Consider the following 26945-nt stretch of genomic DNA (forward strand, 5'->3'; position numbering starts at 1 on the left):
GAAGAAGCATGGCCGAGAACGACTCCGTGATCGCCGCCGCCCGCGCGTGGCAGGGCGAACGGCTGGCGCTCGCCACGGTGGTGTCGACCTGGGGCTCGGCGCCGCGGCCGCGAGGGTCGCACATGCTGGTCGCGGCCGATGGGCGGTTCGAGGGCTCGGTCTCCGGGGGCTGCGTCGAGAACGACATCATGGCGACCGCCGCTGACGTGATCGCGGGCGCGCCGTTTCAGGTCAGGCGTTACGGGGTCGCCGACGCCGACGCCTGGGAGGTCGGCCTGCCGTGCGGCGGCGAGATCGCGGTGATGGTGCAGCCGGTCAGCGCCGAGGGCTTCGACCCGGCGCTGTTCGACCGCATCGCGGCGGCGCGCGACGAGGGCCGGGCGCTGACGGTCGCCACCGACCTGACGACCGGGCGCAGCGGCGTCGGGCCAGGGGCGACGGGCGAGGCGTTCCTCAACCGCTACGACCCGCCGCGCCGCCTGCTGATCGTCGGCGCGGTGCAGATCGCGCAGGCGCTGGCGCAGCTGGCGGCGACGCTGGGGGTGGAGACCACCGTCATCGACCCGCGCGGGCGATTCCTGACGGCCGAACGCTTTCCGGACGTCACGCTCGACGATCGCTGGCCGGACGAGGCGGTGGCGGCGCTCCGGCCCGATCCCGCGACCGCCGTCGTGACGTTGAGCCACGACACCAAGATCGACGACCCGGCGCTGTTCGCCGCGCTGCAGAGCGGGGCCGGCTATGTCGGCGCGCTCGGGTCGCGGCGGAGCCATGCGGCGCGGCGGGAGCGTCTGGCCGCGATGGGCGTTGGCGCGGCTGAACTGGATCGCATCGATGCGCCGGTCGGGCTCGACATCGGCGCGATCGGCCCGTCGGAGATCGCGCTGTCGATCGCGGCGGCGATGGTGGAGCGCTGGCACGGAGGTGGGCATGGCAGGTGATCCGTTGACGGTCGAAAAGACCATCCTGGTGCTGCTCGCGGCGGGCATGTCGCAGCGGTTCGGCGACACCGCCAAGCTGCACGAGGATTTTCTCGGCCGCCCCCTGGGGCTGCACGTCGCCGTCGCGCTGGAAGATATGCCGTTCCAGGAGAGGATCGCGATCGTCGACGCCGATCCGCTGCCTTATGATCAGCACGGCTATCGCGTGATGACCAACGCCGATCCCAAACAGGGCATGGCCTCATCGCTGCATCTGGGCGTCGATTGCGCAAAAGCACAGGGCGCGGACGCGGTGCTGATCGCGCTGGCCGACATGCCGCGGGTGACGGCGGCGCACGTCTATCGCCTGTTCGATGCCAGTGCCGGGCCGGACGCGGTGGTGGCGTCCAGCGACGGCGACCATCCCGTGCCGCCGGTGTTGTTCGGGCGGGGGCGGTTCGATGCACTGCTCGCGCTGCAGGGCAGCGAGGGCGCACGCGCGCTGATCCGCGGCGGGCGGCATGTCGTCGCCAGCACCGCGGAGCTGGTCGACATCGACACCCCCGCCGATCTGGAGAAGCTGCGCGCGCTGATCCACTCGCGCGCCGCGATCGACCGGGCGCAGGGGCGGATGACGGGTTAGCTGCTGGCCGCCAGGGTGCGGAGGCGCCTTAGGTCGACCTTGCCGAGCGGGGTCAGCGGCAGCGCGTCGAGCAGCAGGAGCGCGCGCGGGCGCTCGTGACGTGCGACCTCACCGGCGAGCCAGCCGGTCAGCGCCTCGGCCGTGACCGGCGCGGCAGGTTCGACGAAGGCGATCAGCCGCTGGCCGAAGCTCGCGTCGCCGACGCCAACTGCCGCCGCCGCCGCGACGGCCGGATGCCTGCGAAGCGCGGCCGCGACGTCGTCGGGATAGACATTCTCCCCGCCCGACACGATCATGTCGTCGGCGCGCCCGCGCAAGGTGAGCCGCCCCGCCGCGTCGATATGACCGAGGTCGCCGGTATCCTGCCAATCGCGCGCCACCGCGACCGGACTCTTGACGAGGACGCGGCCCGTCTCGCCTACCGGCAGCGCGGCGCCTTCGGCGTCGGCGATGCGCAATCTGACGCCAGGCAATGCGCGCCCGACGCTGCCCGGGGCGGCGTGCAGATCGGCGGGCCCGGCCAGCGTCGCGACGCCGCCTTCCGACGTCCCGTAGAGGTTGTGGAGCACCGGGCCGCAACGATCCAGCACCGCCGCCGCCAGCGCGGGCGATAACGGCGCGCCGCCGCAGACGACGCAGCCGATCCTGTCGAGCGCGCCGGCGCGGAGCAGCCGATCGAGCAGCGTCGGCACCAGCGTCACGATCGTCAGCCCCTCGCGCGCGATCAGGTCTTTGGCCTCGGCCGCGCCGGCCCGGCGGCGGAGGTGTAGCGTCTGGCCGAGCGCCAGCCCGACGAACAGCGCCGCCAGCCCGAAGCCGTGATGGAGCGGCGTCGCGTTGAGCCCGCGCCGGTGCCGCCCCAGGTCGAGCGCGCCGACCAGCCCCGCGAAGCTCCGCGCGAACGCGACGGGCGACGGCCGCCGCCGCGCCATCTTCGCCTGCCCGGTCGTGCCCCCGGTCATCACCGCGACCCCGCCGCCGCGGGCGCGCGGGAGCCTGGCCCTACCGGGAGTGAGCGCCGTCAGCGTGGCGCGGGGGACCGGCAGGCCGGTCGCCAGATCCGCGTCGTGGAGGAGCAGGTCGATCCTGACCCGCGCCACCAACGCGGCCAGCTGCGCCGCGGTCCAGTCCGGGTTGAGGAGCACCACGTCGGCGCCGGTCCGGGTGGCGGCGAACAGCGCGCGGACAAACGCCACGCCGTCACTCCCGAGCAGCGCGATGCGCCGGCCGGGGCCAAGCCCGTGATCACGTCGCAGCCCCGCCGCCAGCGCGCGCACCTCCGTCGCGAGCTGCATGTAGCTGACCCGCTCCACGCCGTCGTCGAGCGCCGTCCGATCGCCGTACCGCCATGCCCCCGCCGCGAGCAGCGCCGCGGGGTTCGGCCCTTCTCTCGCTGCGCCCAAGCCGAGCGCCGCGGCGGTTCGCGGCGACAACAGCCCCGCCCGCCACAGCGCCGCCCATTCAGCCATGCCGCTTCGCCCAGGCGACCGACACCCGTTCCCACAGCGGCCGGATCGCCGCCGACGCCGCCGCGGCGCCGAACAGCCACCATGGCCGCCAATAGGCCCGCCGCGTCACCAGCAGCCGCGCGATCACCCGCGCCGCATGGTCCGGCGTCATCGCGGGAACGCGGTCATAAGCGGCGGTCGGCGCGATCATGCGGGTGCGGACCAGCGGCAGATACGCCGTGCCGGCCGCCACCCCCGCCGCGACCAGCTCGGGCCGCACCGCGCGCAGCCACTGGTCGAATGCCGCCTTCGACGCCTGGTACGCGGCCCAGCCGGGCGGCGGCGGCAGCAGCAGGTTGGCGGCCGCGACGCTGACGACCTGCCCGCCACGGTCGCGCAGGCCAGGGCCGAGCGCCGACACCAGCCGCGCGGGCGCCGTGTAGTTGAGTGCGATCGTGCGCCCGACGTCCTGCGGCCGGCCGGTCGACGCCCAGAAGCCGCGGCGAATCGACTTGCCCGCGTTGCTGACCAGGATGTCGACCGGCGGGAGTGCGGCGATCAGCGCCTCGACCGCGGCCGGGTCGGTCAGGTCGCAGGCGACTGCCATTGCCTGGCCACCCGCCGCGACCACGGCGTCGCACACCGCGTCGAGCTTGTCCGCTGTCCGCGCGACCAGAATCAGCGCCGCTCCCGCTCGTCCGAGCAGCAGCGCCAGTGCCTCGCCGATCCCGAAGCTGGCGCCGGTGAGGAGCACCGTCCTGCCACCGACCGCGCGGCGGAGGCGGGCGTCGCTCAGCCGCGGGCGGGGGAAGAGGATGCGGTCGAGGAGCGGCACGGGGGAAGGCTAGATTGAAAGCGGCGTGACGCAAGCGCGCCGCCGCAAAGCCGCGTCGTCGATCGTAGCTGCGCTACGCCGGCCGCGCTGGCGCGTCTCGCGCCCAGCTCCGCTGGGGCGCGTGCGCGCTGCGCGTCACTCGTGCCGCAATGCGTCGATCGGGTTCAGCCCCGCCGCGCGGCGCGCCGGAAAATAGCCGAACACCACCCCGATCACCGCGGAGATCGCAAACGCGATCACGTTGATGGACGGCACGAACAGCCACGGCACCTGGATCAGCGGCGTGATCAGCGCGATCACGCCCTGCGCCACGACCAGCCCGATCAGCCCGCCCAGGCACGACAGCGCCACCGCCTCGACCAGGAACTGGAGCAGCACCTCGCGGGCCACCGCGCCGATGGCGAGGCGGATGCCGATCTCGCGCGTCCGCTCGGTGACGCTGACCAGCATAATGTTCATGATGCCGATGCCGCCCACCACCAGGCTGATCGCGGCGACCACCGCGACGATGGAGGTCAGCAGCGTCGTCGTCCCGGTCAGCGTGTCGGAGATCTGCTTGGTATCGAAGATGTTGAAATCGTCGTCCTTGCCGGGCGTGATGCCACGGCGTTCGCGCAGCAGGTCGGTCATCGACGCCTGCACCGAGGCCGTCGAGAAGCGGCTGTCGACGCCGACCAGCATCAGCCGGATGTCGCGGCTGCCGGTGAAGCGGCGCTGCACCGCCTTGATCGGCATGATGACGGTATCGTCCTGATCGCCGCCGAATCCCGCCTGGCCTCGGGTCGTCAGCACGCCGATGATGTCGCACGACACCGCGCCGACGCGGAAGCGTTTGCCGACCGCATCGGTATTCGCGAACAGGTTCTTCCTGACCGTGTTGCCGATGATGCAGACCGCCTTGCCCGCCGCTTCCTCCGCGCCGGTCCAGTAACGGCCGTTCGCCAGCGGCCAGGGCTGAACCTGAAAGATCGCGCCGGTGGTGCCATTGACCGTGGTCGACCAGTTCGCGCCTTCGTAGATCGCGGTCGCGGTCGCCGACGCCTGCGGCGCGACGGCGGTGACGCCCGCCAGCTGGGTGGCGATCGCGGTCACGTCCTCGGGCTTGAAGTCGGGCGGGCGCGGGCCGCCGCCGCCGCGGCCGAAGCCCTGGCCCGGGCGGACCTGAAGGATGTTGGTGCCGAGCGCGCTGATCTGCTGCTGCACCGCGGCGGTGGTCGCCTTGCCCAGCGTCACCATCGTCACCACCGCACCGACGCCGATGATGATGCCGAGGATGGTCAGGAACGAGCGCAGCTTGTGCCGCGCGATCGAACGCAGCGCGAGGAGCAAGGTGGTGCCCAGCATTCTAGTTCCTCCCCGGCACGGGGAGGGGGACCATGCGCACCATGGTGGAGGGGGCAGGCCACGGGCAGGCTGCTCGCGGCGAGCCCCCTCCACCACGGCCTGCGGCCGCGGTTCCCCTCCCGGTGCCGGGGAGGATCATGCTACCCTCTCTCCCTGCCGGTGCTGCGCTTCGATGTGCTCGACCAGCCCGTCCTTGAAACGCACCACCGTTCGCGCGAACGCCGCCATGTCGGGTTCGTGCGTCACCATCAGCACGGTGATGCCGCTGTCGCGGTTGAGCGAGGTCAGCAGCTGCATGATCTCGACCGAGCGTTCGCTGTCGAGATTGCCGGTCGGCTCATCGGCGAGCAGCACGTCGGGCTGGGTCACGATCGCGCGCGCAATGGCGACGCGTTGCTGCTGCCCGCCGGACAGCTCGGCGGGGGTATGGTCCCACCAATTCGCCAGCCCGACCTTGTCGAGCGCGCCCATCGCAAGGTCGCGCCGCGCCCGCTTCTCGTCGCCGCGATAGAGCAGCGGCAGCTCGACATTTTCCAGCGCGGTGGTGCGCGCGAGCAGGTTGAACCCCTGGAACACGAAGCCGAGATAGCGCCGCCGGAGCAGCGCGCGCTGGTCGCGGTCGAGGCTCTCGACATGGTGGCCGCGGAACCGGAACGAGCCCCCGGTCGGCACGTCGAGGCAGCCCAGGATATTCATCGTCGTCGACTTGCCCGACCCCGACGCGCCCATGATCGCGACAAAATCGCCCGCCGCGATGTCGAGATCGACGCCCTTCAGCGCCTGGAAAGCGGTGGCGCCGGCGCCATAGGTCTTGGTGACGTTGCGCAGCGCGATGAGTGGTTCGCTCATCCTCCCTCCACTTCGGAAGCAAGGGAGATCACTGCGCCGCCCCCTGCCGCCGCGATCCGCTCGCGCCGCCCCCGCTGCCGCGGGTCGCGGTCGTGCTCGCCGTCGCCAGCACACCGGTGATGACCTGCATCCCGGGCCTGAGGTCGCCGCCTGTGACCTCGGTCAGCGAGCCGTCGGTATCGCCGGTGACGACGCGGACCGCCTGCGGCGTACCGTCTGCGCCCTTGACGTACACCGTCTGCGTGCCGCCACGGCCCACGGTGGCGGTGCGGGCGGCGCGGGCCGGCCCGCGAAAGGTCAGCGACCCGGCGATGCCGCCCGCCGCCGCCTGCCCGCTGCTCGGCTTGAAGCGCAGCGCCGCGTTGGGCACCAGCAGCACATTGTGCTTGTCGGCCGTGACGATGTCGGCGGTTGCGGTCATGCCCGGCCGCAGCTGTCCGTTGGGGTTGGCGACCGACAGATCGGCGGCGTAGCTGACCACCTGTCCAGTGGTGCTGGTGGTGGTCGCCGTCGAGCTGGCCGAGCTGACCGTCAGGTTGGAGCCGACGTCGACGCGCGTGATCTGGGCCGGAAAGGTGCGGCCCGGAAAGGCGTCGACGGTGAAGCTCGCCTTTTGTCCGGTCTGGACCGAGCCGACGTCCGCCTCGTCGATCGCGACCTCCAGCTTCATCCGCGTCAGATCCTCGGCGATGACGAACAGCGTGGGCGTGTTGAACGAAGCGGCGACGGTCGCGCCCGGATCGATCTGACGCGCCAGCACGACGCCGGAGACGGGCGAGCGGATGATCGAGCGGGCGCGCTGCGTCTGCGACTGGCCCAGCTGCGCGCGCGCGGCGGCGACCTGCGCCTGCGCGACCCGCAGCGCCGCGACCGCGCGCTGGGCGTTGGCGCGCCCGGTCTGCAGCTCGGTCGCGGACGGCACGCGGCCGTTGGACAGGCGGTACACCTCCTGCAGCCGCGCAAGCTGCGCCTGCGCCTCGCCGACGGTCGCCTGCGCCTGCGCGACCTGCGCCTGGTTGGCGGCGAGCGTCGCCTGGCCGGCGCGGATCTGGTCATCGATCTGCTGCGGATCGATCAGCGCCAGCGGCTGGCCGGCGGTGACATGGTCGTTGACGTCCACCACCACGCGCGTGACCAGCCCCGACAGCTGCGAGCCGACCGTCACCTGATTGGTCGGCGCGAGCTTGCCCGTCGCGGAGACGCTGACCGTCAGGTCGCCGCGCGTCACCGGCACGGTCGCATAATCCTGCACCGCGCCGCTGCCGACGACGATCCGGTGGACCAGCAGCAGGAGGAGCACGACGCCGAGCGCGACCAGCGCCCATTTCGCCCAGCGGCGCCAGGCGGGCGCGGGCTTCACGCCCAGGAAATCGTCGAGGTTCTGATCGGCCATCAGCGGGTGCCTGTGCTGGGGATCGGGGTGCGCCCGTCGGGAAGGGTTGCTGCGTCCCAGCCGCCGCCGAGTGCCGCGTAGAGCTGGACCAGCGCGGTCGCGCGGTCCGCCTGCGCGCCGGTCAGCCCGTTGCGCGCGGACAGCAGCGACAGTTCCTGCTGCTGCAGCGTCGTGAAATCGGTCAGCCCGGTGCGATATTGCGACCGGCCCAGGATCGCGGAATTGTTCGCCGCCTCCAGCGCGATCGCGAACTGCTGCTCACGCGTTTGCGCCGCGGTATAGGCGGTCAGCGCGTTCTCGACATCCTCCAGCGCGGTCAGCACAATGCCCTTGTAGGCCGCGAACGCGGTGTCGGCCGCCGCCTCCTGCCCGCGCACCTGCGAGCGCAGGCGGCCGCCGTTGAAGATCGCCTGGGTCAGCCCCGCGAACAGTCCGCCGGTGATGACGTTGGCGATGCTGCCGAGCGAGGCGGCGTCCGTGTTGACGTTGCCCGTGATGGTAAACGCCGGGTACAGCTGCGCCCTGGCGACGCCGATCCGCGCGGTCGCGGCGGCGAGCGTGCGCTCGGCGGCGCGCACGTCGGGGCGCTGGCGCAGCACGTCGGCGGGGATGCCCGCCCCCACCGGCGCGCCGGCCGGGATCGGCTGCACCGCCGCCAGCTCGGGGCGGAGCGCGCCGGGCGCCTGGCCGGTCAGCACGCCCAGCCGCGCGACCGCGGCCTCATATTGCTGCTCCAGCTGCGGCACGGTGGCGGCGGTCTGCGCCCGCTGGCTGCGCGCCTGTTCGGCGTCGAGCGAGGAGACCAGCCCCGCCTGGACGCGAAAGCCCGCGATCTCCAGATTGTCGTCCTGGATGGCGAGCGACGCACGCGCGTTGGCGATCTGCGCCTGATAGCCGCGCGCGAGCACATAGTTGCGCGCGACTTCGCTGGTGACGGAGACGAGCACGGTCGCATAGTCGAACCGCGACGCCTCGTTCTCCGCGCGGCCCGCCTCGACGGTGCGACGGACCTCACCGAACAGCCCGACCTGGTACTGCGCATCGAGGCCGAGGCTGAAACTGTCGCCCGCCGACCGGGTGATGGTCGTCGTGGTGCCGGTGGCCGGGTTGGTGATCGTGCTGCTGCCGCCGCGGATGTCGATCGAGCGGTTGTACCCGGCCGAGCCGCTGAGCGTCGGCAGCAGCGTGGCGCGGCTCTGCACCAGCGCCTCGCGCGCCTGGCGGAGGCGGCCGACCGCCTGGGCAAGGTCGGTGTTGTTCGTCCGCGCCTGCTCGACTAGCCTGGAGAGTTCCGGATCGTCGAAGCGGCGCCACCAGGCGGTCAGGTCCTGCGGCGTCGCGAGCGCGGGGACCGAATAGGCTTCGGGCACGCCGAGTTCCGTCGCGGTGCGGGGGTGGTAGTCAGGCCCGACGGTACAGCCAGCCAGCACCGCGGCGAGCGCAAGGGTGGCGGCCCAGGGACGAACGGCACGGCGCATCGCCAGCGCATGTGGGCGGCGGGGATGTTTCAGTCCAGTATCATTATGTCGCAGAGTGTCGCGCAGCCTTTACGCGCCGCTTCGTGATACCCGACATGGCCACCAGCGCGGCCAGCCGCCGATGCGCCGTCAGTCAGCCGCGGCGGTTCACTCCAGCTCCAGGATCACCTGATCGACCGCCAGGCTGTCGCCCGCCTTGGCCTCGACGCTCTTGACCCGGCCTGTCTTTCCAGCGCGCAGGATGTTCTCCATCTTCATCGCCTCCACCACCGCCAGCGGCTGGCCCGCCTCGACCTTGTCGCCCGCGGCTGCGTCGAGGCGGACGAGAAGGCCGGGCATGGGGGCGAGGAGGAAGCGGCTGAGGTCGGGGGGGACCTTGTCGATCAGGTGGTGCGCGTAGGCCGCGGCCAAGGCGGGGAGCACGCGCGCGGAGTGCGACGCGCCGCGGGTCGTCAGACGGAACCCGGTGCGGGTGCGCGCGAGCCTGACCGCCAGCGGCGTGCCGTCGGTCTCGACATGGACCAGCCGGTCGCCCGGCGTGTATTCGAGCGCGAGGTCGAGTTCATCGCCGTCGACCACCACCGTGTCGCGGGCGAGCAGCACCTGATGCTGCTGGCTGCCGATGCGGACGACCCATTCGCCCGGCGGCGGCAGGCGCTTGCCCAGTTGGCCGTCGGTGCGCCGCGCGCGGTCGGCCTCCGCGGTCGCCGCGAACGCCGCCACCGCCGCCAGCGTGCGGAGCAGATCGGGCGAAGCGGGGGCGCCGTGGAAGCCGTCAGGATATTCCTCGGCGATGAAGCCGGTAGTGAGCGCGCCCTCACGAAAACGCGGGTGCTGCATGAGCGCCGACAGGAAGTCGATGTTGTTGCCCACACCCTCGACCACGAACCGGTCCAGCGCGGCGACCTGCGCGTCGATCGCGGCGTCGCGGGTCGGCGCCCAGGTGACGAGCTTGGCGATCATCGGGTCGTAGAAGATCGACACCTCGCCACCCTCGCGCACCCCGTCGTCGACGCGGGTGTAGCCTGCACGATCCTCCCCGCTCGCGGGGAGGGGGACCGCCGCCCGCAGGCCGGTGGTCGAGGGGGCGGGCGGCGCGCGGTGCGCTGGCGGCCCGCCCGCTCCGTCAGCGCCTTGCGCTGCCACCTCCCCGTCCCGGGGAGGAGCATAGGGTGTGTCCTCACTCTCCGGCGGTTGGTAGCGGACGAGGCGACCGGTTGAGGGCAGAAAGCCGCGATACGGGTCTTCGGCGTACACCCGGTTCTCGATCGCCCAGCCGTTCAGCCGCACGTCGTCCTGCCCGAACGCGAGCTTCTCGCCCGCCGCAACGCGGATCATCTGCTCGACCAGATCGAGCCCGGTCACCGCCTCCGTCACCGGGTGCTCGACCTGGAGCCGGGTGTTCATCTCGAGGAAGTAGAAGCTTTCGCCGGTCGTATCCGCGCCGCTAACAATCAGCTCGACCGTCCCCGCCGAATAGTAGCCGACCGCCTGGGCCAGCGCGACCGCCTGCTCGCCCATCGCCTTGCGCATCGCCGGCGTGACGAAGGGCGACGGCGCCTCCTCGACGACCTTCTGGTGGCGGCGCTGGATCGAGCATTCGCGCTCGCCGAGATAGAGGACGGTGCCGTGCTGGTCGCCGAGCACCTGGATCTCGATGTGGCGCGGGGACTCGATGAACTTCTCGATGAAGACGCGGTCGTCGCCGAAGCTGGCGAGCCCCTCACGCTTGGTCGCCTCGAACCCCTCGCGCACGTCCTGCTCGCTGTACGCCAGCCGCATCCCCTTGCCGCCGCCGCCGGCGGACGCCTTCATCATCACCGGGTAACCGATCCCGGACGCGATCTCGACCGCATGGTCGGTGCTGTCGATCTCGCCGAGGAAGCCGGGGACGACGTTGACCCCCGCCGCCTTGGCGAGCTTCTTCGATTCGATCTTGTCCCCCATCGCCGCGATGGCGTTGGGCGGCGGACCGACAAACGCTATCCCCGCGTCGGCGCAGGCACGCGCGAAGCTCTCGCGCTCCGACAGGAAGCCGTAGCCGGGGTGGATACAGTCGGCCCCCGTCGCGTGCGCCGCGGCGAGGATAAGCTCCGCCTTGAGGTACGACTCCGCCGCCGGCGCCGGCCCGAGCCGCACGCTCTCGTCCGCCATCAGCACATGCGGCGCGCGGGCGTCGGCGTCGGAATAGACCGCGACCGTTGCAATCCCCATCCGCTTGGCCGTGCGCATCACCCGGCACGCAATCTCGCCGCGGTTGGCGACCAGGAGCTTTTTGAACATCTCGGGCGCGACTCTTCGGGTTCGTTCGGCTGTACGACTGGGGCCGGCGCCCGTATGTCGCGCCCGCGGTCGGGTGACAATGCCCCCTGTTCGATCGTCCGCATCCAGCGGAGGACCATCTTTCGTGCCTTTGTGTCGATGCCGCCAGGCAAGTCGCGGCGCAATCCAGGCCTTGGGAGGAAAACGAGGTGACGAACACATCGGACTGCGCCATCTGCTACGTCGCAGACGAGAACTTCCTCTTTGCGACACTCGCATCGGCATTGTCGCTGCGCCGCTTCGTTCCGGCCGAACAGGCGGAGATCCTGCTGTTCCTGACCGGCAAGCCGCAGCGCGACCTCGCGAAACTCGACGCTGATCTCGACCGGCTGGGAGTGCGATTGATGCCGCTCCTTGACGACGACGTCTTCCGGCTGACGGCGGAACGCTGGCGTCAAAGTCACATCTCCGTGGCCACGCTGGGCAGACTGCTCATCGGCGAGACCGTCGCCAAGACGCATCGGCGGATGCTGTACGTCGATGGCGACACCTATTTTGCGCGGGACCCCAGCGCACTGCTGCGACACCGCGCCTCGCCCGGGACGATCTGGGCCGCCGACGACATCATCAGCTACAATCGCTTCGATCATGGCCGGCTCGGCACCGCCGCCCGCCGATACCTGGATGATCTCGGCATTCCGGCCGACCAGCGGTATTTCAATTCCGGCATCATCCTTGCCGACGTCGCGACGTGGCGGGCGATGGCGGCAGAGGCGCTCGACGTTTATATGACGCGAAGCGATCACTGCGTGAATTACGATCAGAGCGCGCTGAACATCGTCGCCGGCTCGCGGCGGTCGCCGTTGCCGATCCGCTGGAACTTCCAAACCGGCTTCGCCGACCTCAAGCTAGCCTCCGCGGTGGAGCCGGCCATCCTGCACTTCACGGGATCGATAAAGGCCTGGCACGGCCCGCTGCAGCCGTGGCAGGACCTGTTTCCCTTCTACCAGGAGGTCGAGCAACGGGTGGCGCACATCGTCGCGCGTCCGGCATGGCCGGACCAACAGATCGCCGAGCGCAACGCCATCAGCCGCCGCAATTACCGCAAGCTGCACCTCATGTTTGCGCACCGCGTCTGGCGCAAGCGACGCCAGATCATCGCCGCCGAACGGCAGGCGGCCCGGAATTTCGGGTCGGACTAGGCGGCGCCGTGCTCTACGCTTCGCCGACCCGGCGCCGAGACTTGCCAATCCTCGGCGGCTCGCTGGTCAGGACGGCGAGGGCTCCTCTCCCCGCCCCGCCGCATAGCCCGCCAGCGCGGCCGCGTAAAAGGGCGCGGCGCGGCGTTCGTGTTCGCCCGCGGACTGCGCGGCGATGCCGGCCGCGACCTTGTGCACTGCCGCCTTGCTCAGCGCGTCGAGTGGTGCGACCGCGATGCCGATCGTGAACAGCAGCGCGCCCGTCTGCGGCAGCCGCCTGATCGTCTGGCGCTCGCAGCGGACGAACAGCGTTTCGCCCACATTCGCAGTAGTGACGTGCGCGAACCGCGCCGCCGGATCGTCGGTGGGCAAATACCGCCACGCATCGGTCGGCACGACAAACCAGTTGGCGCGCCCGAACACCGGCCCGGCGGGGAGCGTGCGGAAGAAATGGTCGACACCGTCCGCCAGCTGTTCGGCATAGCCGTGGATCGGGGCGTGGACGGCGGTGAGCGGCAGGCCGACCTTGTCGGCGAGCCGCCAGTCGGTCGGGAATGCAACCGCCCCGGCGGTGAGGCGGTATTGGCCGTCGGCGGCGGGCTGGAGCAGGCACAGATCCTCCCAGCGCGCCCGCGCCGCCTTGGCTAGACCGCCTTCGACGCCGAGCATCGCCGCCGTCTCCGCCCCCGCGGCATCCGCCTCGGGCAGCAACCGGACGGCGTCGGCATGCGCGTCGAACGCCGCAGCACGCGTGGCACGATCGGGATGCGGCCGCAGCCACGCGGCCTCCGGCACCCGCCGCAGCCCCATCGCCAGTGCGCCACCGCCCCGCCCGGCGCCGACCAGCGCCTCGACGGTGAAGCCGAGCGTCACCGCGGTTTGCGCGCCAGATACACGCCGACCGCCATCACGGTCAGGCCGAGCACCCGGCGTGCGGTGATCGCCGTCCGCAGCGCGCCGAACAGGCCGAGATGGTCGATCGCCGCCGCCGCGATCAGCTGGCCTAGCAGCACGAAGAACACCGCATTGCCGACGCCGATCCGCGGCGCTGCCCAGGTGATCGACAGGATGTAGAACACCACGAAGACCGCGCCGGCATAAAGATAGGCGGGCGTCGCGGCGACGCTGCCGGCGCGGGGCAGCCCGGTGAAGGCGAGCGTGAGGCACGACAGCAACAGCCCGCCCGCGAACAGCGCCGCCGTCGCCGCCGCCGGACTCCCGAGATGCTGGCCGAGTCCGGCGTTGAGCGTCGCCATCAGCGGGATGCCGATCCCGGTGGCAAACATCAGCGCGGCGATCCCCGCAAAGGCGGCGGCGGAGGACGACGCGGTCACTCCGCCGCGTCGGCGGGCGGCATGTTGTGGCCGAGCAGGCGCAGCACCTCTTCGGCGGCGGCGATCAGGTTGGTGCCGGGACCGAAGATCGCCTGCACGCCCGCGTCCCGCAGCGTCTGGTAATCCTGCGCGGGAATGACGCCGCCGGCGATCACCTTGATGTCGGCGCGGCCGGCATCGCGGAGGTGACCGATCAGCTCGGGGATCAGCGTCTTGTGCCCTGCCGCGAGGCTGGACGCGCCGACCACATCGACCGCGCGCTCGATCGCCAGCGCGGCGGCTTCCTGCGGAGTCTGGAACAACGGACCCGGCACGATGTCGAAGCCGAGGTCGCCGAACATGCTCGACACCAGATTGGCGCCGCGGTCGTGGCCGTCCTGCCCCATCTTGGCGACGAGCATCCGGGGCCTGCGGCCGAGCCGGCGTTGGGTGGCGGCAACGCCGTCCTCCAGCGCCGTCCAGCGCGCGTCGGCGTCGTACGCGCCGCCATAGATGCCGCTGACAGGGGTCGGCTGTGTGCCGTAGCGGCCGAACACATCCTCCAGCGCCAGGCTGATCTCGCCCAGTGTCGCGCGGGTGCGCGCCGCATCGACGGCCAGCGCGAGCAAGTTGCCGTCGCCCCGCGCGCCGTCGCGTAGCGCGTCCAGCGCGGCCCGGCACGCCGCCTCGTCGCGCGTCGCTTTGACCCGGCCGATCCGCGCCACTTGGGCCTCGCGCACCGCGTGGTTGTCGACGTCTAGGATGTCGAGCGCGTCGTCGTTCGCGGGCCTGTACTTGTTGACCCCGACGATCACGTCCTCGCCGCGGTCGACGCGCGCCTGCCTGGCGGCGGACGCCTGCTCGATCATCGCTTTGGGCCAGCCGGCGGCGACGGCGTTGGCCATGCCGCCCTCAGCCTCGGCGCGCTCAATCAGCGCCCAGGCCTTGTCGGCAAGCTCGGCGGTCAGCGCCTCGACATAATAGCTGCCGCCGAGCGGATCGACGACCTTCGTGATCCCCGTCTCCTCCTGCAACACAAGCTGCGTGTTGCGGGCGATGCGGGCGGAGAAGTCGGTCGGCAGCGCGATCGCCTCGTCGAGCGCGTTGGTGTGGAGCGACTGCGTGCCGCCCAATGCCGCCGCCATCGCCTCGATGGTCGTGCGGATCACGTTGTTGTAGGGGTCGGATTCCTGCAAGCTCACGCCGCTGGTCTGGCAATGCGTGCGCAGCATCTTCGACCGCTCGCTCTTGGCGCCGAGCATCGTCATCGCGCGATGCCAGAGCAACCGCGCGGCGCGCAGCTTCGCGACCTCGAAGAAGAAGTTCATCCCCATGTTGAAGAAGAACGACAGCCGCCCCGCAAAGGCGTCGATGTCCTGCCCCGCCGCCTGCGCCGCGCGGACATAGGCGATGCCGTCCCCCAGCGTGAAGGCGAGTTCCTGGACGATCGTCGCCCCGGCTTCCTGGATATGGTAGCCGCTGATCGAGATGCTGTTGAACTTGGGCATTTCGGCGCTGGTGTAGGCGATGATGTCCGACACGATCCGCATCGAGGGTTCGGGCGGATAGATGTACGTGTTGCGGACCATGAACTCCTTCAGGATGTCGTTCTGGATCGTCCCGTCCAGCTTGGCGCGCGGCACGCCCTGCTCTTCGCCGGCGACGATGAAGAAGGCGAGGATCGGGATCACCGCGCCGTTCATCGTCATGCTGACCGACATCTGATCGAGCGGAATGCCGTCGAACAGGATCTTCATGTCCTCAACGCTGTCGATCGCGACGCCCGCCTTGCCGACATCGCCGACGACACGGGGGTGGTCGCTGTCGTAACCGCGATGGGTGGCGAGATCGAAGGCGACCGACAGCCCCTTCTGCCCCGCGGCAAGGTTGCGGCGGTAGAAGGCGTTCGATGCCTCGGCGGTCGAGAAGCCGGCATATTGCCGGATCGTCCAGGGCCGGCCGGCATACATCGATGCACGCACGCCGCGGGTGAAGGGCGCGAAGCCAGGAAGGCCGGGGTCCGCCGCCACGTCCGCGGCGGTGTAGAGCGGCTTGACGTCGATCCCCTCCGGCGTGCGCCAGGTCAGGTCGGCGCCCTTGACCTCCTTCGCCGCCAGCGCCTGCCATGCCGCGACGCCGGGATCCGCCGCGGCTGGCGGCGACGGTTCGCGGGCAGGCGGCGCGCTGCCCGCGTCCTCGCCGATATTCTGTTCGATGGTCGGTTGCTCGGATGCCGGCATCACGCCCCTCTGAACGCGGGCTTTCGCTTCTGCAAGAAGGCCGTGCCGCCCTCCATCGCATCGCCCGAGCCGCCCGCGATGCGCTGCGCGACGGCCTCGCGATTGAGCGCATCGGCATAACCATCCATGCCGAGGATGATGTTCCGGCGCATCAGCCCCAAGGCCAGTGTCGGTCCCGCCGCCAGCCGCGTTGCCAGCGCGAGCGCCTCCGGCATCAGCTGATCGTCCGGCACCGCCTTGTGGATCAGCCCCCACTCGGCCGCCTTGTCCGCGCCGATCTTCTCGCCGAGCATCATCATCTCGGTCGCGCGCGCCTTGCCGACGAGACGCGGCAGCATCCACGACGCGCCGCCGTCGGGCACCAGCCCGATATTGACGAACGCCTGGAGGAAATAGCCCGACGCGCCCGCGATCACGAAGTCCGCCGCCAGCGCTATCGAACAACCGACACCGGCCGCCGGGCCGTTGACGGCGCTGACGGTCGGTACGTCCAGCTCGGCCAGCTTCATCATCAGCGGGTTATAATGCCTGGTCAGCGCCTGATGGCTCGCCTGTCCGCCACGGGCCGAGCCATTGCCCCGCGCCTGCAGGTCCGCGCCGGAGCAGAACGCCCGCCCCGTGCCGGTGATCAGCACCGCCCGCGCGCCGTCGATCCGGTCGAGCGCTGCGGAGAGCTCGTCGGCCATGTCGAGCGACGCGGCATTGAGCCGGTCGGGCCGGTTGAGGGTGAGCAGCAGCACGTCGTCGCGCCGCTCGGCGAGGATGGTCTGGTAGTCGGGCACAGTCGCTCCCCCGATGGTCAGTGGTTGCCCTTAGGCGTTTCCATCAGTTCCACCAACACACCGCCCATGTCCTTGGGATGGACGAAGACGATCGGCGTGCCGTGCGCGCCGATCCGGGGTTCGCCCAGCACGGTCGCGCCCTTCGCCTTCAGGTCGGCGACCGCGGCATGGATGTCGGGCACTTCGAAGCAGACGTGGTGCTGCCCACCGGCGGGGTTCTTGCGCAGGAAGCCGGCGATCGGGGAGGCGTCGTCATACGGCTCGATCAGTTCGATCTGGGTGTTGGGCGCGTCGATGAAGCAGACGCGCACGCCCTGCGCGGGGAGGTCGAACGGCGCACCGATCGCGGTAGCGCCGAGGAGGGTGCGATAGGTCTCGATCGAGCGGGCGATCGAGGGGGTGGCGACACCGACATGGTTGAGGCGGCCGAGCGTCACGTTCGAACATCCGCAAAGGGCAAGTTTGCCCTCCAGACTGCGAGATCACCCTCAACGTAACCATTTAGGTATGCGCGCACCTGAGTGTCAGACGTGAGCCATGATGCAGCCGCTTGCATCCGTTCTACGGGTGGATTGCTCATGTGAGCCCACCGAAGCAGAGTCTCTCTTGAAATAGCAACGTGCGGGTAATCTGGTGGCAGAGGCTTCGTTTCAAACGACATTTTCCCTTCCTCCACAATCAGAGCTGCGATACGCCAAATTGATCCCGCGTGATCTCACATAACATCTCGTCGCCTTCATCCAAGTTGCTGACAAAAACCGGGTTTCGCAATGCCTTTTCCAAGAGCTCTTTTGCCTGAGGCAATTTCCGCTGATCCCACAGCCAATTGACGCGAGTCACAGTTTGGTAAAACTTGATATAGATGGGGTCGACACCGTATGGCCCAGGAGGAGGAAGTTGCTCGGGTCGAGCGGGCACCACATTGGCAAACGTCTGACCCGATCGGACATGAGACACGGCTCGCTGGTTGACACCGAAAAAGGCAGCAATCGTCTCGTTCTTGTCCCCACGCCCGACCATGCCCTTGATGATCGCTGCATCTCGATCGGTCAGTTCCTGTTGATCTCCGTGAAGCTTGCTCATCGACTCGCCTCTCCACTAGAGCGGGATGTTGTCGTGCTTCTTCCATGGATTCTCAAGCTGCTTGCCTCGTAGCTTGCGCAAGCCCAGCGCGACCCGCCGCCGCGTCGAGTGCGGCTGGATCACCTCGTCGATGAAGCCCTTGCTGGCCGCGACGAACGGGTTGGCGAAGCGGGCCTCGTACTCGGCCGTGCGTTCGGCGATCTCCTCCGGCGTGCGGCCGCGGAAGATGATCTCGACCGCCCCCTTCGCGCCCATCACCGCGATCTCGGCGGTCGGCCAAGCGTAGTTGAGGTCGCCCCGCAGGTGCTTCGACGCCATCACGTCGTAGGCGCCGCCATAGGCCTTGCGGGTGATCACCGTGATCTTGGGCACGGTCGCCTCGGCATAGGCGAACAGCAGCTTGGCGCCGTGCTTGATGATGCCGTTATGCTCCTGGGCGGTGCCGGGCAGGAAGCCGGGGACGTCGACGAAGGTCACGATCGGGATCTCGAACGCGTCGCAGAAGCGCACGAAACGCGCCGCCTTCTTCGACGAGTTGATGTCGAGCACGCCCGCCAGAACGAACGGCTGGTTGGCGACGATGCCGACGGTGCGGCCCTCGACGCGCCCGAAACCGCAGATGATGTTGGCGGCGTGGGCTGGCTGGACCTCGAAGAAGTCGCCCTCGTCCACCACCTTCCGGATCAGCTCGTGCATGTCGTAGGGCTGGTTGGCGCTGGCCGGGATCAGCGTGTCGAGCGAGTCCTCCACCCGGTCCCACGGATCGCTGGTCGGCCGCTCGGGCACGCCTTCCCGGTTCGACAGCGGCAGGAAGTCGATGAAGTCGCGTGCGGCAAGCAGCGCCTCGATGTCGTTCTCGAACGCGACGTCCGCCACCGAGGTCTTGGTCGTATGCGTCACCGCGCCGCCCAGTGCCTCCTGCGTCACCACCTCGTTGGTCACCGTCTTGACCACGTCGGGGCCGGTGACGAACATGTAGGAGGAGTCCTTCACCATGAAGATGAAGTCGGTCATCGCCGGCGAATAGACCGCGCCGCCAGCACAAGGCCCCATGATAAGGGAGAGCTGCGGCACGACGCCTGACGCCAGCACGTTGCGCTGGAACACCTCGGCATAGCCGCCGAGCGACGCGACGCCTTCCTGGATGCGCGCGCCGCCCGAATCGTTGAGCCCGATCACCGGCGCGCCGACCTTCATCGCCATGTCCATGATCTTGCAGATCTTCTGCGCATGCCGTTCCGACAGCGAGCCGCCGAAGACGGTGAAGTCCTGGCTGAACACGAACACCAGCCGCCCGTTGATCGTACCGCTCCCGGTGACCACGCCGTCGCCCGGCACAACCTGGTCCGCCATGCCGAAGTCGGTCGCGTTGTGCTCGACGAACATGTCGAGCTCCTCGAACGAGCCCTCGTCGAGCAGCACGTCGAGCCGCTCGCGCGCGGTCAGCTTGCCCTTGGCGTGCTGCGCGTCGATGCGCTTCTGCCCGCCGCCCAGGCGAGCAGCGGCGCGGCGGCGTTCCAGTTCGGCGATCGTCGAGGACATTCAGGCTCCTTCGCCCGCCCCTTTCAGCGAAACGGCGGCCGCGTCAAACCTTGACCACCCCGCGTTCGATCAGGCTTTCGGCGGTGTCGACGATCGTCTCCTCGGCCGGCCGCGGCGTCCAGCCGAGAACATCGTGCGCGTGTGTTGCGGGCGTCGCGCGGGTGCGGCCGATCTCGCCGGTGATCTGGCGCACCATCGGGTCGAACAGCGCGACGACGCGCAGCACCCAGCCGGGCAGCCGCCGCGTCGGCACCTTCGCCGCCTGGTCGCCCAGCCGGTCGCGTAGCACCTGCGCGACCGCGGCCATCGTCATGAACCGGCCGGACGCGATGAAGCGCTCGCCCGCTATGCCGGGCGCGGTCAGCGCGCGGACGTGCAGGTCCGCGACATCGCGCACGTCGACAACGCCGAAGCCGAGTGGCGGCAGCCCGGGCAGACTGCCCGACAGCAGCCTCTTGATCACCTCGACCGAGGCCGAGAAATCGGGCGCCAGCACCGGTCCCAGCACCAGCGACGGATTGACCGTGACCATCTCCAGCGCGCCGCCCTCCGCCGCGATCCAGTCGCGCGCGGCGCGTTCGGCGATCGTCTTGGAGCGCGGATAGGCGCCGGTGCTCGCGGCGGCGGGATCGGACCAGTCTGCCTCCGTGAAAGTCGTCTGCCCCGGCGGATGGCCATAGGCGATCGCCGCCACCGAGGAGGTCATCACGACGCGCTGCACCGCCGCGTCGCGCGCGAACCGGAGCGCCCGGAGCGCGCCCTCGCGCGCCGGCACGATCAGGTCATCCTCGTGTTTGACCGCGCCCGCGGGTAGCGGCGAGGCGAGATGCGCGACATGACTGCACCCCGTAGAGGCCTCCGCCCAGCCGTCATCGCTGATCAGGTCGGCGGCGAAGAAGCTCAGCCGGTCGTTGTCGACGCCCAGCCAGCCGCGCACCTCCGCCTCGCGTGACAGGCTGCGGATCGTGGTCCGGACCGTCCAGCCCTCGGCGATCAGCTGGCGGATCGTGAAGCCGGCGATATAGCCGCTGCCGCCCGTGACCAACACCGTGCCCGCCATCGCCGTCTCCCCTGCCCCGCACCCTGCTGACGCACAGCGCAAAGCAGATCGGGTTGCTGATTGCAACTAGCCTAGCGCCGCCGCCAGCCGCTCGCGATCGAGCGCCCCCTCCCACCGCGCCACGACGATCGTCGCGACGGCGTTGCCGATGAAGTTGGTCAGGCTGCGGCATTCCGACATGAAGCGGTCGATGCCGAGGATCAGCGCCATGCCCGCAAGCGGCACCGTCGGCAGCACCGACAGCGTCGCGGCAAGCGTGATGAACCCCGCCCCCGTCACTCCCGCCGCGCCCTTCGACGACAGCATCGCGACGCCGAGCAGCGCCAGTTCCTGTCCCCAGCTCAGCGTCGTCCCCGTCGCCTGCGCGATGAACAGAACGCTGAGCGTCATATAGATGTTGGTGCCGTCGAGGTTGAACGAATAGCCGGCCGGCACCACCAGCCCGACGACGGGCTTGGCGCATCCCGCCGCCTCCAGCTTCCCGATCAGCGCGGGCAGCGCCGCCTCTGAGGAGGACGTGCCGAGCACCAGCAGCAGTTCGGTGCGCAGATAGCGGATGAGCTTCAGGATCGAGAAGCCCGCCGCCCGCGCCACCGCGCCCAGCACCACCAGCACGAACAGCGCGGCGGTGACGTAGAAGCACGCGACCAACCCACCCAGATGCACGAGCGTGCCGAGCCCGAACTTGCCGACGGTAAAGGCGATCGCGCCGAACGCGCCGAGCGGCGCCGCGCGCATCACCAGCGCCACCAGGCGGAACACTACCAGCGAGAGGCTTTCGAGCAGCTCGGTCACCGGCCGCGCGGGCGCGCCGACCAGGCTCAGCGAGACGCCGAACAGCCCCGCGATCAGCAGCACGGGCAGGATGTTCTGGCCCGTGAACGCGCCGACCAGGCTGTCGGGAATGATCGCGAGCAGGAACGGCACCACGCCCGTCTCGTGCGCCTGCTGGACATAGGTCTGCACCGCGCCGGCATCGAGCGATGCGGGCGTCGCGCCCACCCCCGCGCCGGGCCGCACGACGTTGCCGACGACCAGCCCGAGCAGGAGCGCGAGCGTCGAGAAGAACAGGAAATAGGCGAGCGCCTTGGCCGCCACCCGCCCCAGTCCGCGCAGCTCCGCCACCCCGGCGATGCCGGTCGTCAGCGTCAGGAAGATCACGGGCGCGATCACCATCCGGACGAGCTTGATGAAGGCGTCCCCCAGCGGCTTCAACGCCTCGCCCCAGCCGGGCGCGAGCGCGCCGAGCAATGCGCCGAGCGCGATCGCGACGAGGACCTGGAGGTAGAGGTGGGTCGACCGGTGGCGGCGGCGAAGCGAGGGATCGGCATCCGGAGAAGCGTCCGCGATCATCCGCCACCCTCCCCAACCGAAAAAGGGCAGCGCCGTGGCGCTGCCCTTATCTGGTGCGTACTGACGCTTGTTAACCGCCAGACCGCGATCTCTGAGAAGGCGTAGATACCTGATCAGAGAGGATGGTCAAGTGGTACCGGAGGACGGCCCATCGGCAACTCTCTAGCCTTGCATGCCGCTGCTCCTATCCCACCCCTATCCACATTTGCAAGTCAGAACAATAAGGCTTGAGAAGGCATTGACTCGCCGGTTGCAGGCCGCCAACACGTGCCTGCCGATCTCATGCTCGGCTGGTGGAGCCTGTCGGCGCAACCTGCGCCGATCCGGTGGGAGCGGGTCGACGGACGGTTGACCCGTTCCCATTAGCCCGCTTCATTGCGACGATCGGGAGGGCGCGTGGCAGACTGGCGGCTTGGTATCGACCTGGGAACGAACTCGCTCGGGTGGGCGGCGCTGCACCTGGTGCGGAGCGGCGACGGGTGGGCACCCGACGGCATCATCGCGGCTGGCGCTCGCATCTTCAGTGACGGGCGCGACCCTAAGTCCGGCGCGTCGCTCGCGGTAGACCGGCGTGAGGCGCGCGCCATGCGGCGTCGGCGTGACCGGTTCCAGCAGCGCCAGCGCGCGCTGATGAAGTACCTCATCGCCGACGGGCTGTTCCCCGCCGATGCGGCCGAACGGAAAAGGCTGGAAGTGCTCGACCCGTACGAGCTGCGCGCTCGCGCCCTGCACGAACCCCTGACGTTACCGGAGCTCGGGCGTGCGATCTGGCACCTAAACCAGCGGCGCGGGTTCAAGTCGAACCGCAAGACCGACAAGCCCGACGACGACACCGGCAAGATCAAGCTCGGCGTCAGTCGGCTCAGGACCAAGATGGACGAGGCCGACGCGGAGACCTTTGGCGAGTGGCTTCACAAGCGGCGGACGGATCGTACGCCCGAGCACCCGGACGGTCTTTCCGTCCGCACGCGGCTCAGGCCCGAGCAGGGCACCGATGCCAAGGGGACCGGCTACGACTTCTATCCGGGCCGTGAGTTGCTGGAAGAGGAGTTCGAGGCGATCTGGGAGGCTCAAGCTCCTTACCGTCCAGACGTGCTGACGCCTGCGGTACACGCGCGCCTCTTCGAGATCGTGTTTCATCAACGTCCGCTCAAGCAGCCGCAGATCGGCACCTGCACCTTCGGCAATGGAGAGCAGCGACTCCCCAAGGCGCACCCGCTGTTTCAACGCCGACGTCTACTCGAAGAACTGAACGCGCTCATGGTCGTGCGCGCCGGTCGCGTCGCCGAGCGGCTGACGCCTGAGCAGCGCGACCTGCTGCTGTCGAAGCTGAAGGGCAGCGCCAAGATGAGCTTCGCGTCGATGCGTAAGGCGCTCAGACTCGAGCCGGAGGCGCGCTTCAACAAGGAGAGCGAAAACCGGACCGATCTCAAGGGTGACGAGGTCGCCGCGATAATGGGCGCCAAGAGCCGTTTCGACTCACGCTGGGCGGCTATGGACGCCGACGAGCAGTGGGCGGTGGTGAAGAAGCTCGAGGCGGTGCAGACCGACGCCGAGCTGGCGATCTTCTGCGACTGGGCGGCCGAACGCTATGGCTTCTCGCCGGAACGCGCGGCCGCCGTTGCGCGCGCGCGGCTGCCAGCGGGCTTTGGCCGGTTCGGTTTAAGCGTGACTAGCGGCCTAATCGACACCTTGCTTCACGAGCGCACCCCGACGGGCCGCAAGGCCGACGCGGCGCCGATCGAGCCGGGTCGGGTCATCGTTTACAGCGAAGCCGTCAGGGCGCTAGATCTGGATCACAGCAACTTCCGCACGGGCGAAATCCTAGACGCCCTTCCCTATTACGGCGAGGTCCTCGACCGGCACATCATGCCCGGCAGCGGAGATGCATCCGAAATAGATGAGATCAAGCGCGTCGGACGACTGACCAACCCGACCGTCCACATCGGTCTCAACCAGCTTCGCCGCACGGTGAACATGCTGATCGCGCGGCACGGGCCGCCTAGGGAAATCGCGATCGAGCTGGCGCGCGAACTGAAGCTGACGGACGAGGAGAAGAAGAAGCGCAATCGCGAGAACAACGAGAACCGGCTGGCGGCGGAGCAGCGCACCCGCAAGCTGCTCGGGCTGAACCGTGACGGCGAGCCCGAAGGCGACAAGCTGGCGGACGATACCGGTGCGAACCGGGCGATTCTCAAGCTTTGGGAGGAGCTGGACGGCAACGCCATCGGTCGACAGTGCGTCTATACCGGCCAAGTCATTTCGCCGTCCATGCTGTTCGACGGCCGGGCGGAAATGGATCACATTCTGCCCTTCGCGGCCACGCTGGACGACAGCAACGCCAACAAGATCGTCTGCCTTCGCGAGGCGAACCGTTTCAAGCGCAAGATGTCGCCCTTCCAACGCTGGGGCGAGACATCGGAATGGGAAGCGATCGCCGAGCGGGCGTCACGGCTCCCGCGCAACAAGCGTTGGCGGTTCGAGCCCGACGCGATGGATCGCGCGAAGGAGGAAGGCGGATTCCTCGCCCGTCAGCTCGTGGACACGCAATATCTTGCGCGGCTCGCGCGCGAATACCTGTCCGCGCTCTACCCTGACGAAGGCGAGGGAAGCAGCCACGTCTGGGTCTCACCGGGCAAGCTGACCGAGATGGTGCGGCGCAAGCTAGGACTGAACGACCTGCTGCCCGACCACAATTTCGCTGGCGGCGCCAATCAGCCGAAGAACCGCCTCGACCACCGCCATCATGCCATCGATGCGATCGTGATCGCGATCGTCGACCGTTCGATGCTGCAGCAGATCGCGCGCATTTCCGGGCAGCAAGGCGATGAGGGGCGCGAGCGGATCAAGGTGCCGCCGCCCTGGGGAGATTTGGACGGCGTACGCTTCCGCGATGACGTGGCGACCACCGTCCGCGCGATCACCGTCAGCCATCGTGCCGATCACGGCACTGCCGACCACGGTACCGGGTCCACCGCCGGGCGACTGCACAACGATACGGCATACGGCCTGACTGGGCTGACCGACGCCAAAGGCACGCCGATCGTCGTCCGCCGCAAACCGCTGGATGCGCTGACGCCGGTCGACATCCACTGCGTGCGCGATCCGGACCTGCGCGCCGCCTTTTACCGAACGATCGAGGCGGGCAAGCCGATGCCAAGCGTGGCAACGCTCGGACCGAAGCAGTTCCGAAAAACACGCCGCGTCCGTGTGACGGAACCGCTGTCGGTGATCCCCATCCGTGACCGGCAGGGCCGCGCTTACAAAGCATACAAGGGAGACTCCAACTATCGTTACGATGTTTGGGAGATGCCCGACGGCAAGTGGCGCGCGCAGGTCGTCTCCATGTTCGAGGCGCACCAGCCCGGCGGCCAGGAGCGTCCTCATCCGGCCGCCAAGCGGATCATGAGCCTGTTCCGCGACGACATGCTCGCGATCGAGCGCGCCGTCGGCGAACGCGAGCTGGTGCGGATCGTGAAGTTCTCCGAGAAGCAGTTCGCGGTAGCGGCGCCTCAAGAGGCCGGGTCGCTCAAGGCGCGCGATGCCGACAAGGGCGATCCGTTCAAGTACATCTACCCCTCGCCCGGCACGCTGAAGAACTGGCGCGCGCGCAAGGTCGACGTCGACGAGATCGGACGCGTCCGCGATCCCGGGTTTCCGATGCGCTCGGCCGTGCGGCGGACCCGCCCCAAGAGCGCGCCAACCGAGTAGCCGGATACCTCCATCGGGGAGCAATCTGATCGATCGGCTGGCCTGACTCGACGCTCGAGCTCGCCTACCTCGTCGGGTGGGGAGCACCGCGTGCAGCGCATCATCGACATCAGCACCGACGGCCGGCACCTGTCCGCGCATCGCGGCTTCCTGATCGTCGCCGAAGGGCATGAGGAGGTCGGGCGCATCCCGCTCGACGATGTCGGCGCGGTGATCGTCCACGCGCACGGCTGTACCTGGACGACCAACCTCGCCGTCCGCCTCGCCGAGCGCGGCGCGGTGATGCTGCTGTGCGGCGCCAACCATTCGCCCGTCGCGATCACGCTGCCGATCGCCGGGCACCATGCGCAGAACGGCCGGATGCGCGCGCAGTGGGAGGCGGGGCGGCCGCTCGCCAAGCAGCTCTGGCGGCAGGTGGTGATCGCCAAGATCCGGTGGCAGGCCGCCGCGCTCGACGCCGCCGGTGGCAAACCCGAGCCGCTGCTCTTTCTCGCGCGGCGCGTCCGCTCGGGCGACCCCGACAATCTGGAGGCGCAGGCGGCGCGGCGCTACTGGGGCGAGCTGATGGGTGCGGGCTTCCGTCGCGACAAGGACGGCGACGGCGCCAACGCCATGCTCAACTACGGCTATGCCGTGATGCGCGCGACCTGCGCCCGCGCGGTGGTGGCCGCGGGGCTGCATCCGTCGATCGGCATCCACCACGCCAATCGCGGCAATCCGCTGGCGCTCGCCGACGACCTGATCGAGCCGTTCCGCCCGCTGGTCGACACGCTGACGGTGCGCCTGCGCGCCGCCGGGCACGCGGACGTGACGCCTGCCGTCAAGCGCGCCTATGCCGGCCTGATCGCGCTCGACCTGCCGGGTGAGGACGGCGCGACCACCACCGCCTGGCTCGCCGCCGAACGCGCCGCCGCAACGCTGGCGCGCAGCTTCCAGAGCGGCCGCGCCGCCGACCTGATCCTTCCCGAGCCGCCACCTGCGCTGGCGCTCGCCGCGCTCGACGCGCTCGCCTGCGCTCATCCGGTACCTGGGCCGGCGTGAGCGCGACACAGCTCTCGGGCTATCGGCTGATGTGGATCTTCGTCATGTTCGACCTGCCCGTCGGCTCCAAGGCGGAGATGCGCGCGGCGACCAAGTTCCGCGAATATCTGCTCGACGAAGGCTTTGAGAAGAGCCAGTTCTCGATCTACGCCCGCTTCTGCAGCGGCAAGGAACAATATGAGGCATATCTCCGGCGCATCGAGGCCAACCTGCCGGACAAGGGCGACATCCACGTCCTCGGCTTCACCGACCGGCAGTACGAGAACATCGTCCGATTCGCGGGCCAGCGACGCCGCAGGCCGCGCAAAAATCCCGACCAGCTGGCGCTGTTCTAGAAGTCGCCGCCGGTTCCGGGATGGCCGACCGGCCGCTATGTCGCCGCATTTCAGCAACATAGCGACCGATCGGTCATAACCGCTCAGAGATCGCGGTCCAACAGCAACTCGAAC

Annotated in this window: 22 protein-coding genes and 1 CRISPR repeat array (1 of these 23 cut by a window edge); of the genes, 6 read left to right on the forward strand and 16 right to left on the reverse strand. The window is 69.5% G+C overall.

Annotated elements, in window-relative coordinates:
* Positions 1-8: 8 nt before the first annotated feature.
* Together ACP2AD_RS14415 and ACP2AD_RS14420 are read left to right on the forward strand one after the other, a co-directional pair.
* Positions 9-941 carry an XdhC family protein gene (locus ACP2AD_RS14415; RefSeq protein ID WP_425230736.1) on the forward strand — a complete coding sequence of 311 codons (933 nt, stop codon included), beginning with the start codon at positions 9-11 and terminating at the stop codon, positions 939-941.
* Entirely contained in the window at positions 931-1563 is a 633-nt protein-coding gene (locus ACP2AD_RS14420; RefSeq protein ID WP_425230737.1) for a nucleotidyltransferase family protein, read from the forward strand. Before ACP2AD_RS14415 ends, ACP2AD_RS14420 begins: the two co-directional genes overlap by 11 nt.
* Here ACP2AD_RS14420 and ACP2AD_RS14425 read toward each other — a convergent pair.
* From ACP2AD_RS14425 to ACP2AD_RS14455, 7 genes are all read right to left on the reverse strand, one after another.
* Positions 1560-3032 (reverse strand): class I adenylate-forming enzyme family protein, encoded by a 1473-nt coding sequence (locus ACP2AD_RS14425; RefSeq protein WP_425230738.1) that lies wholly within the window; start codon positions 3030-3032, stop codon positions 1560-1562. The two genes, ACP2AD_RS14420 and ACP2AD_RS14425, sit on opposite strands and share 4 nt — an antisense overlap.
* Positions 3025-3846: an SDR family NAD(P)-dependent oxidoreductase gene (locus tag ACP2AD_RS14430; RefSeq protein WP_425230739.1), complete on the reverse strand. Its 822-nt coding sequence runs from the start codon at positions 3844-3846 to the stop codon at positions 3025-3027. Before ACP2AD_RS14430 ends, ACP2AD_RS14425 begins: the two co-directional genes overlap by 8 nt.
* Positions 3847-3981: 135 nt before the next feature.
* Positions 3982-5190 carry an ABC transporter permease gene (locus ACP2AD_RS14435; RefSeq protein WP_425230740.1) on the reverse strand — a complete coding sequence of 403 codons (1209 nt, stop codon included), beginning with the start codon at positions 5188-5190 and terminating at the stop codon, positions 3982-3984.
* Between the two features lie 135 nt (positions 5191-5325).
* The gene (locus tag ACP2AD_RS14440) at positions 5326-6039 is read right to left on the reverse strand and encodes an ABC transporter ATP-binding protein (protein WP_425230741.1); all 714 of its coding nucleotides are present in this window, start codon (positions 6037-6039) and stop codon (positions 5326-5328) included.
* 28 nt (positions 6040-6067) lie between these two features.
* On the reverse strand, positions 6068-7432 hold the full coding sequence (locus tag ACP2AD_RS14445; protein WP_425230742.1) for an efflux RND transporter periplasmic adaptor subunit: 1365 nt from the start codon (positions 7430-7432) through the stop codon (positions 6068-6070).
* Positions 7432-8910, reverse strand: a complete 1479-nt coding sequence (locus ACP2AD_RS14450) for an efflux transporter outer membrane subunit (RefSeq protein WP_425230743.1) — start codon at positions 8908-8910, stop codon at positions 7432-7434. The genes ACP2AD_RS14445 and ACP2AD_RS14450 overlap by 1 nt, the downstream gene beginning before the upstream one ends.
* A gap of 147 nt (positions 8911-9057) precedes the next feature.
* Positions 9058-11193, reverse strand: coding sequence for a biotin carboxylase N-terminal domain-containing protein (locus ACP2AD_RS14455; RefSeq protein ID WP_425230744.1), 2136 nt, complete (start codon positions 11191-11193; stop codon positions 9058-9060).
* A gap of 188 nt (positions 11194-11381) precedes the next feature.
* On the opposite strand from ACP2AD_RS14455, the gene ACP2AD_RS14460 reads away from it, so the two are divergent.
* Positions 11382-12374 (forward strand): glycosyltransferase family 8 protein, encoded by a 993-nt coding sequence (locus ACP2AD_RS14460; RefSeq protein ID WP_425230745.1) that lies wholly within the window; start codon positions 11382-11384, stop codon positions 12372-12374.
* 66 nt (positions 12375-12440) lie between these two features.
* On the opposite strand, the gene ACP2AD_RS14465 is transcribed toward ACP2AD_RS14460, so the two are convergent.
* From ACP2AD_RS14465 to dctA, 9 genes are all read right to left on the reverse strand, one after another.
* The gene (locus ACP2AD_RS14465) at positions 12441-13244 is read right to left on the reverse strand and encodes a heme-dependent oxidative N-demethylase family protein (RefSeq protein WP_425230746.1); all 804 of its coding nucleotides are present in this window, start codon (positions 13242-13244) and stop codon (positions 12441-12443) included.
* Positions 13241-13705 (reverse strand): DMT family transporter, encoded by a 465-nt coding sequence (locus tag ACP2AD_RS14470; RefSeq protein ID WP_425230747.1) that lies wholly within the window; start codon positions 13703-13705, stop codon positions 13241-13243. Before ACP2AD_RS14470 ends, ACP2AD_RS14465 begins: the two co-directional genes overlap by 4 nt.
* A complete protein-coding gene (gene scpA, locus ACP2AD_RS14475; RefSeq protein WP_425230748.1) occupies positions 13702-15924 on the reverse strand; it encodes a methylmalonyl-CoA mutase in 2223 nt (740 codons plus the stop codon). The genes ACP2AD_RS14470 and scpA overlap by 4 nt, the downstream gene beginning before the upstream one ends.
* On the reverse strand, positions 15924-16706 hold the full coding sequence (locus tag ACP2AD_RS14480; RefSeq protein ID WP_425230749.1) for an enoyl-CoA hydratase-related protein: 783 nt from the start codon (positions 16704-16706) through the stop codon (positions 15924-15926). Before ACP2AD_RS14480 ends, scpA begins: the two co-directional genes overlap by 1 nt.
* Before the next feature lie 17 nt (positions 16707-16723).
* Positions 16724-17143, reverse strand: coding sequence for a methylmalonyl-CoA epimerase (mce, locus tag ACP2AD_RS14485; RefSeq protein ID WP_425230750.1), 420 nt, complete (start codon positions 17141-17143; stop codon positions 16724-16726).
* A 241-nt stretch (positions 17144-17384) separates the two neighbouring features.
* The gene (locus ACP2AD_RS14490; RefSeq protein WP_425230751.1) at positions 17385-17789 is read right to left on the reverse strand and encodes a hypothetical protein; all 405 of its coding nucleotides are present in this window, start codon (positions 17787-17789) and stop codon (positions 17385-17387) included.
* 15 nt (positions 17790-17804) lie between these two features.
* Positions 17805-19331, reverse strand: a complete 1527-nt coding sequence (locus ACP2AD_RS14495) for an acyl-CoA carboxylase subunit beta (RefSeq protein WP_425230752.1) — start codon at positions 19329-19331, stop codon at positions 17805-17807.
* A gap of 43 nt (positions 19332-19374) precedes the next feature.
* Entirely contained in the window at positions 19375-20391 is a 1017-nt protein-coding gene (locus ACP2AD_RS14500; protein WP_425230753.1) for an SDR family oxidoreductase, read from the reverse strand.
* Between the two features lie 66 nt (positions 20392-20457).
* Positions 20458-21744 carry a C4-dicarboxylate transporter DctA gene (gene dctA, locus ACP2AD_RS14505; protein ID WP_425230754.1) on the reverse strand — a complete coding sequence of 429 codons (1287 nt, stop codon included), beginning with the start codon at positions 21742-21744 and terminating at the stop codon, positions 20458-20460.
* A 396-nt stretch (positions 21745-22140) separates the two neighbouring features.
* Here dctA and cas9 point away from each other — a divergent pair, with 396 nt between their 5' ends.
* From cas9 to cas2, 3 genes are all read left to right on the forward strand, one after another.
* Positions 22141-25455 (forward strand): type II CRISPR RNA-guided endonuclease Cas9, encoded by a 3315-nt coding sequence (gene cas9 / locus ACP2AD_RS14510; protein ID WP_425230755.1) that lies wholly within the window; start codon positions 22141-22143, stop codon positions 25453-25455.
* A 90-nt stretch (positions 25456-25545) separates the two neighbouring features.
* Positions 25546-26496 (forward strand): type II CRISPR-associated endonuclease Cas1, encoded by a 951-nt coding sequence (gene cas1 / locus ACP2AD_RS14515; RefSeq protein ID WP_425230756.1) that lies wholly within the window; start codon positions 25546-25548, stop codon positions 26494-26496.
* Complete coding sequence (cas2, locus tag ACP2AD_RS14520) at positions 26493-26831, forward strand: CRISPR-associated endonuclease Cas2 (RefSeq protein WP_425230757.1); 339 nt, start codon at positions 26493-26495, stop codon at positions 26829-26831. The genes cas1 and cas2 overlap by 4 nt, the downstream gene beginning before the upstream one ends.
* Positions 26832-26903: 72 nt before the next feature.
* Positions 26904-26945: a CRISPR direct-repeat array (repeat unit 36 nt; unit sequence GTCATAACCGCTCAGAGATCGCGGTCCAACAGCAAC); it runs 2436 nt beyond the window's last position.

This window comes from Sphingomonas sp. (assembly GCF_965248875.1).
In the GTDB taxonomy this organism is placed as follows: domain Bacteria; phylum Pseudomonadota; class Alphaproteobacteria; order Sphingomonadales; family Sphingomonadaceae; genus Sphingomonas.

Excerpts from the sequence above, each read along its gene's own strand:
- ACP2AD_RS14415 (WP_425230736.1), top strand. The coding sequence starts at position 9 with ATGGCCGAGAACGACTCCGTGATCGCCGCCGCCCGCGCGTGGCAGGGC.
- ACP2AD_RS14420 (WP_425230737.1), top strand. The coding sequence starts at position 931 with ATGGCAGGTGATCCGTTGACGGTCGAAAAGACCATCCTGGTGCTGCTC.
- ACP2AD_RS14425 (WP_425230738.1), bottom strand. The coding sequence starts at position 3,032 with ATGGCTGAATGGGCGGCGCTGTGGCGGGCGGGGCTGTTGTCGCCGCGA.
- ACP2AD_RS14435 (WP_425230740.1), bottom strand. The coding sequence starts at position 5,190 with ATGCTGGGCACCACCTTGCTCCTCGCGCTGCGTTCGATCGCGCGGCAC.
- ACP2AD_RS14440 (WP_425230741.1), bottom strand. The coding sequence starts at position 6,039 with ATGAGCGAACCACTCATCGCGCTGCGCAACGTCACCAAGACCTATGGC.
- ACP2AD_RS14445 (WP_425230742.1), bottom strand. The coding sequence starts at position 7,432 with ATGGCCGATCAGAACCTCGACGATTTCCTGGGCGTGAAGCCCGCGCCC.
- ACP2AD_RS14450 (WP_425230743.1), bottom strand. The coding sequence starts at position 8,910 with ATGCGCCGTGCCGTTCGTCCCTGGGCCGCCACCCTTGCGCTCGCCGCG.
- ACP2AD_RS14455 (WP_425230744.1), bottom strand. The coding sequence starts at position 11,193 with ATGTTCAAAAAGCTCCTGGTCGCCAACCGCGGCGAGATTGCGTGCCGG.
- scpA (WP_425230748.1), bottom strand. The coding sequence starts at position 15,924 with ATGCCGGCATCCGAGCAACCGACCATCGAACAGAATATCGGCGAGGAC.
- ACP2AD_RS14490 (WP_425230751.1), bottom strand. The coding sequence starts at position 17,789 with ATGAGCAAGCTTCACGGAGATCAACAGGAACTGACCGATCGAGATGCA.
- ACP2AD_RS14495 (WP_425230752.1), bottom strand. The coding sequence starts at position 19,331 with ATGTCCTCGACGATCGCCGAACTGGAACGCCGCCGCGCCGCTGCTCGC.
- ACP2AD_RS14500 (WP_425230753.1), bottom strand. The coding sequence starts at position 20,391 with ATGGCGGGCACGGTGTTGGTCACGGGCGGCAGCGGCTATATCGCCGGC.
- dctA (WP_425230754.1), bottom strand. The coding sequence starts at position 21,744 with ATGATCGCGGACGCTTCTCCGGATGCCGATCCCTCGCTTCGCCGCCGC.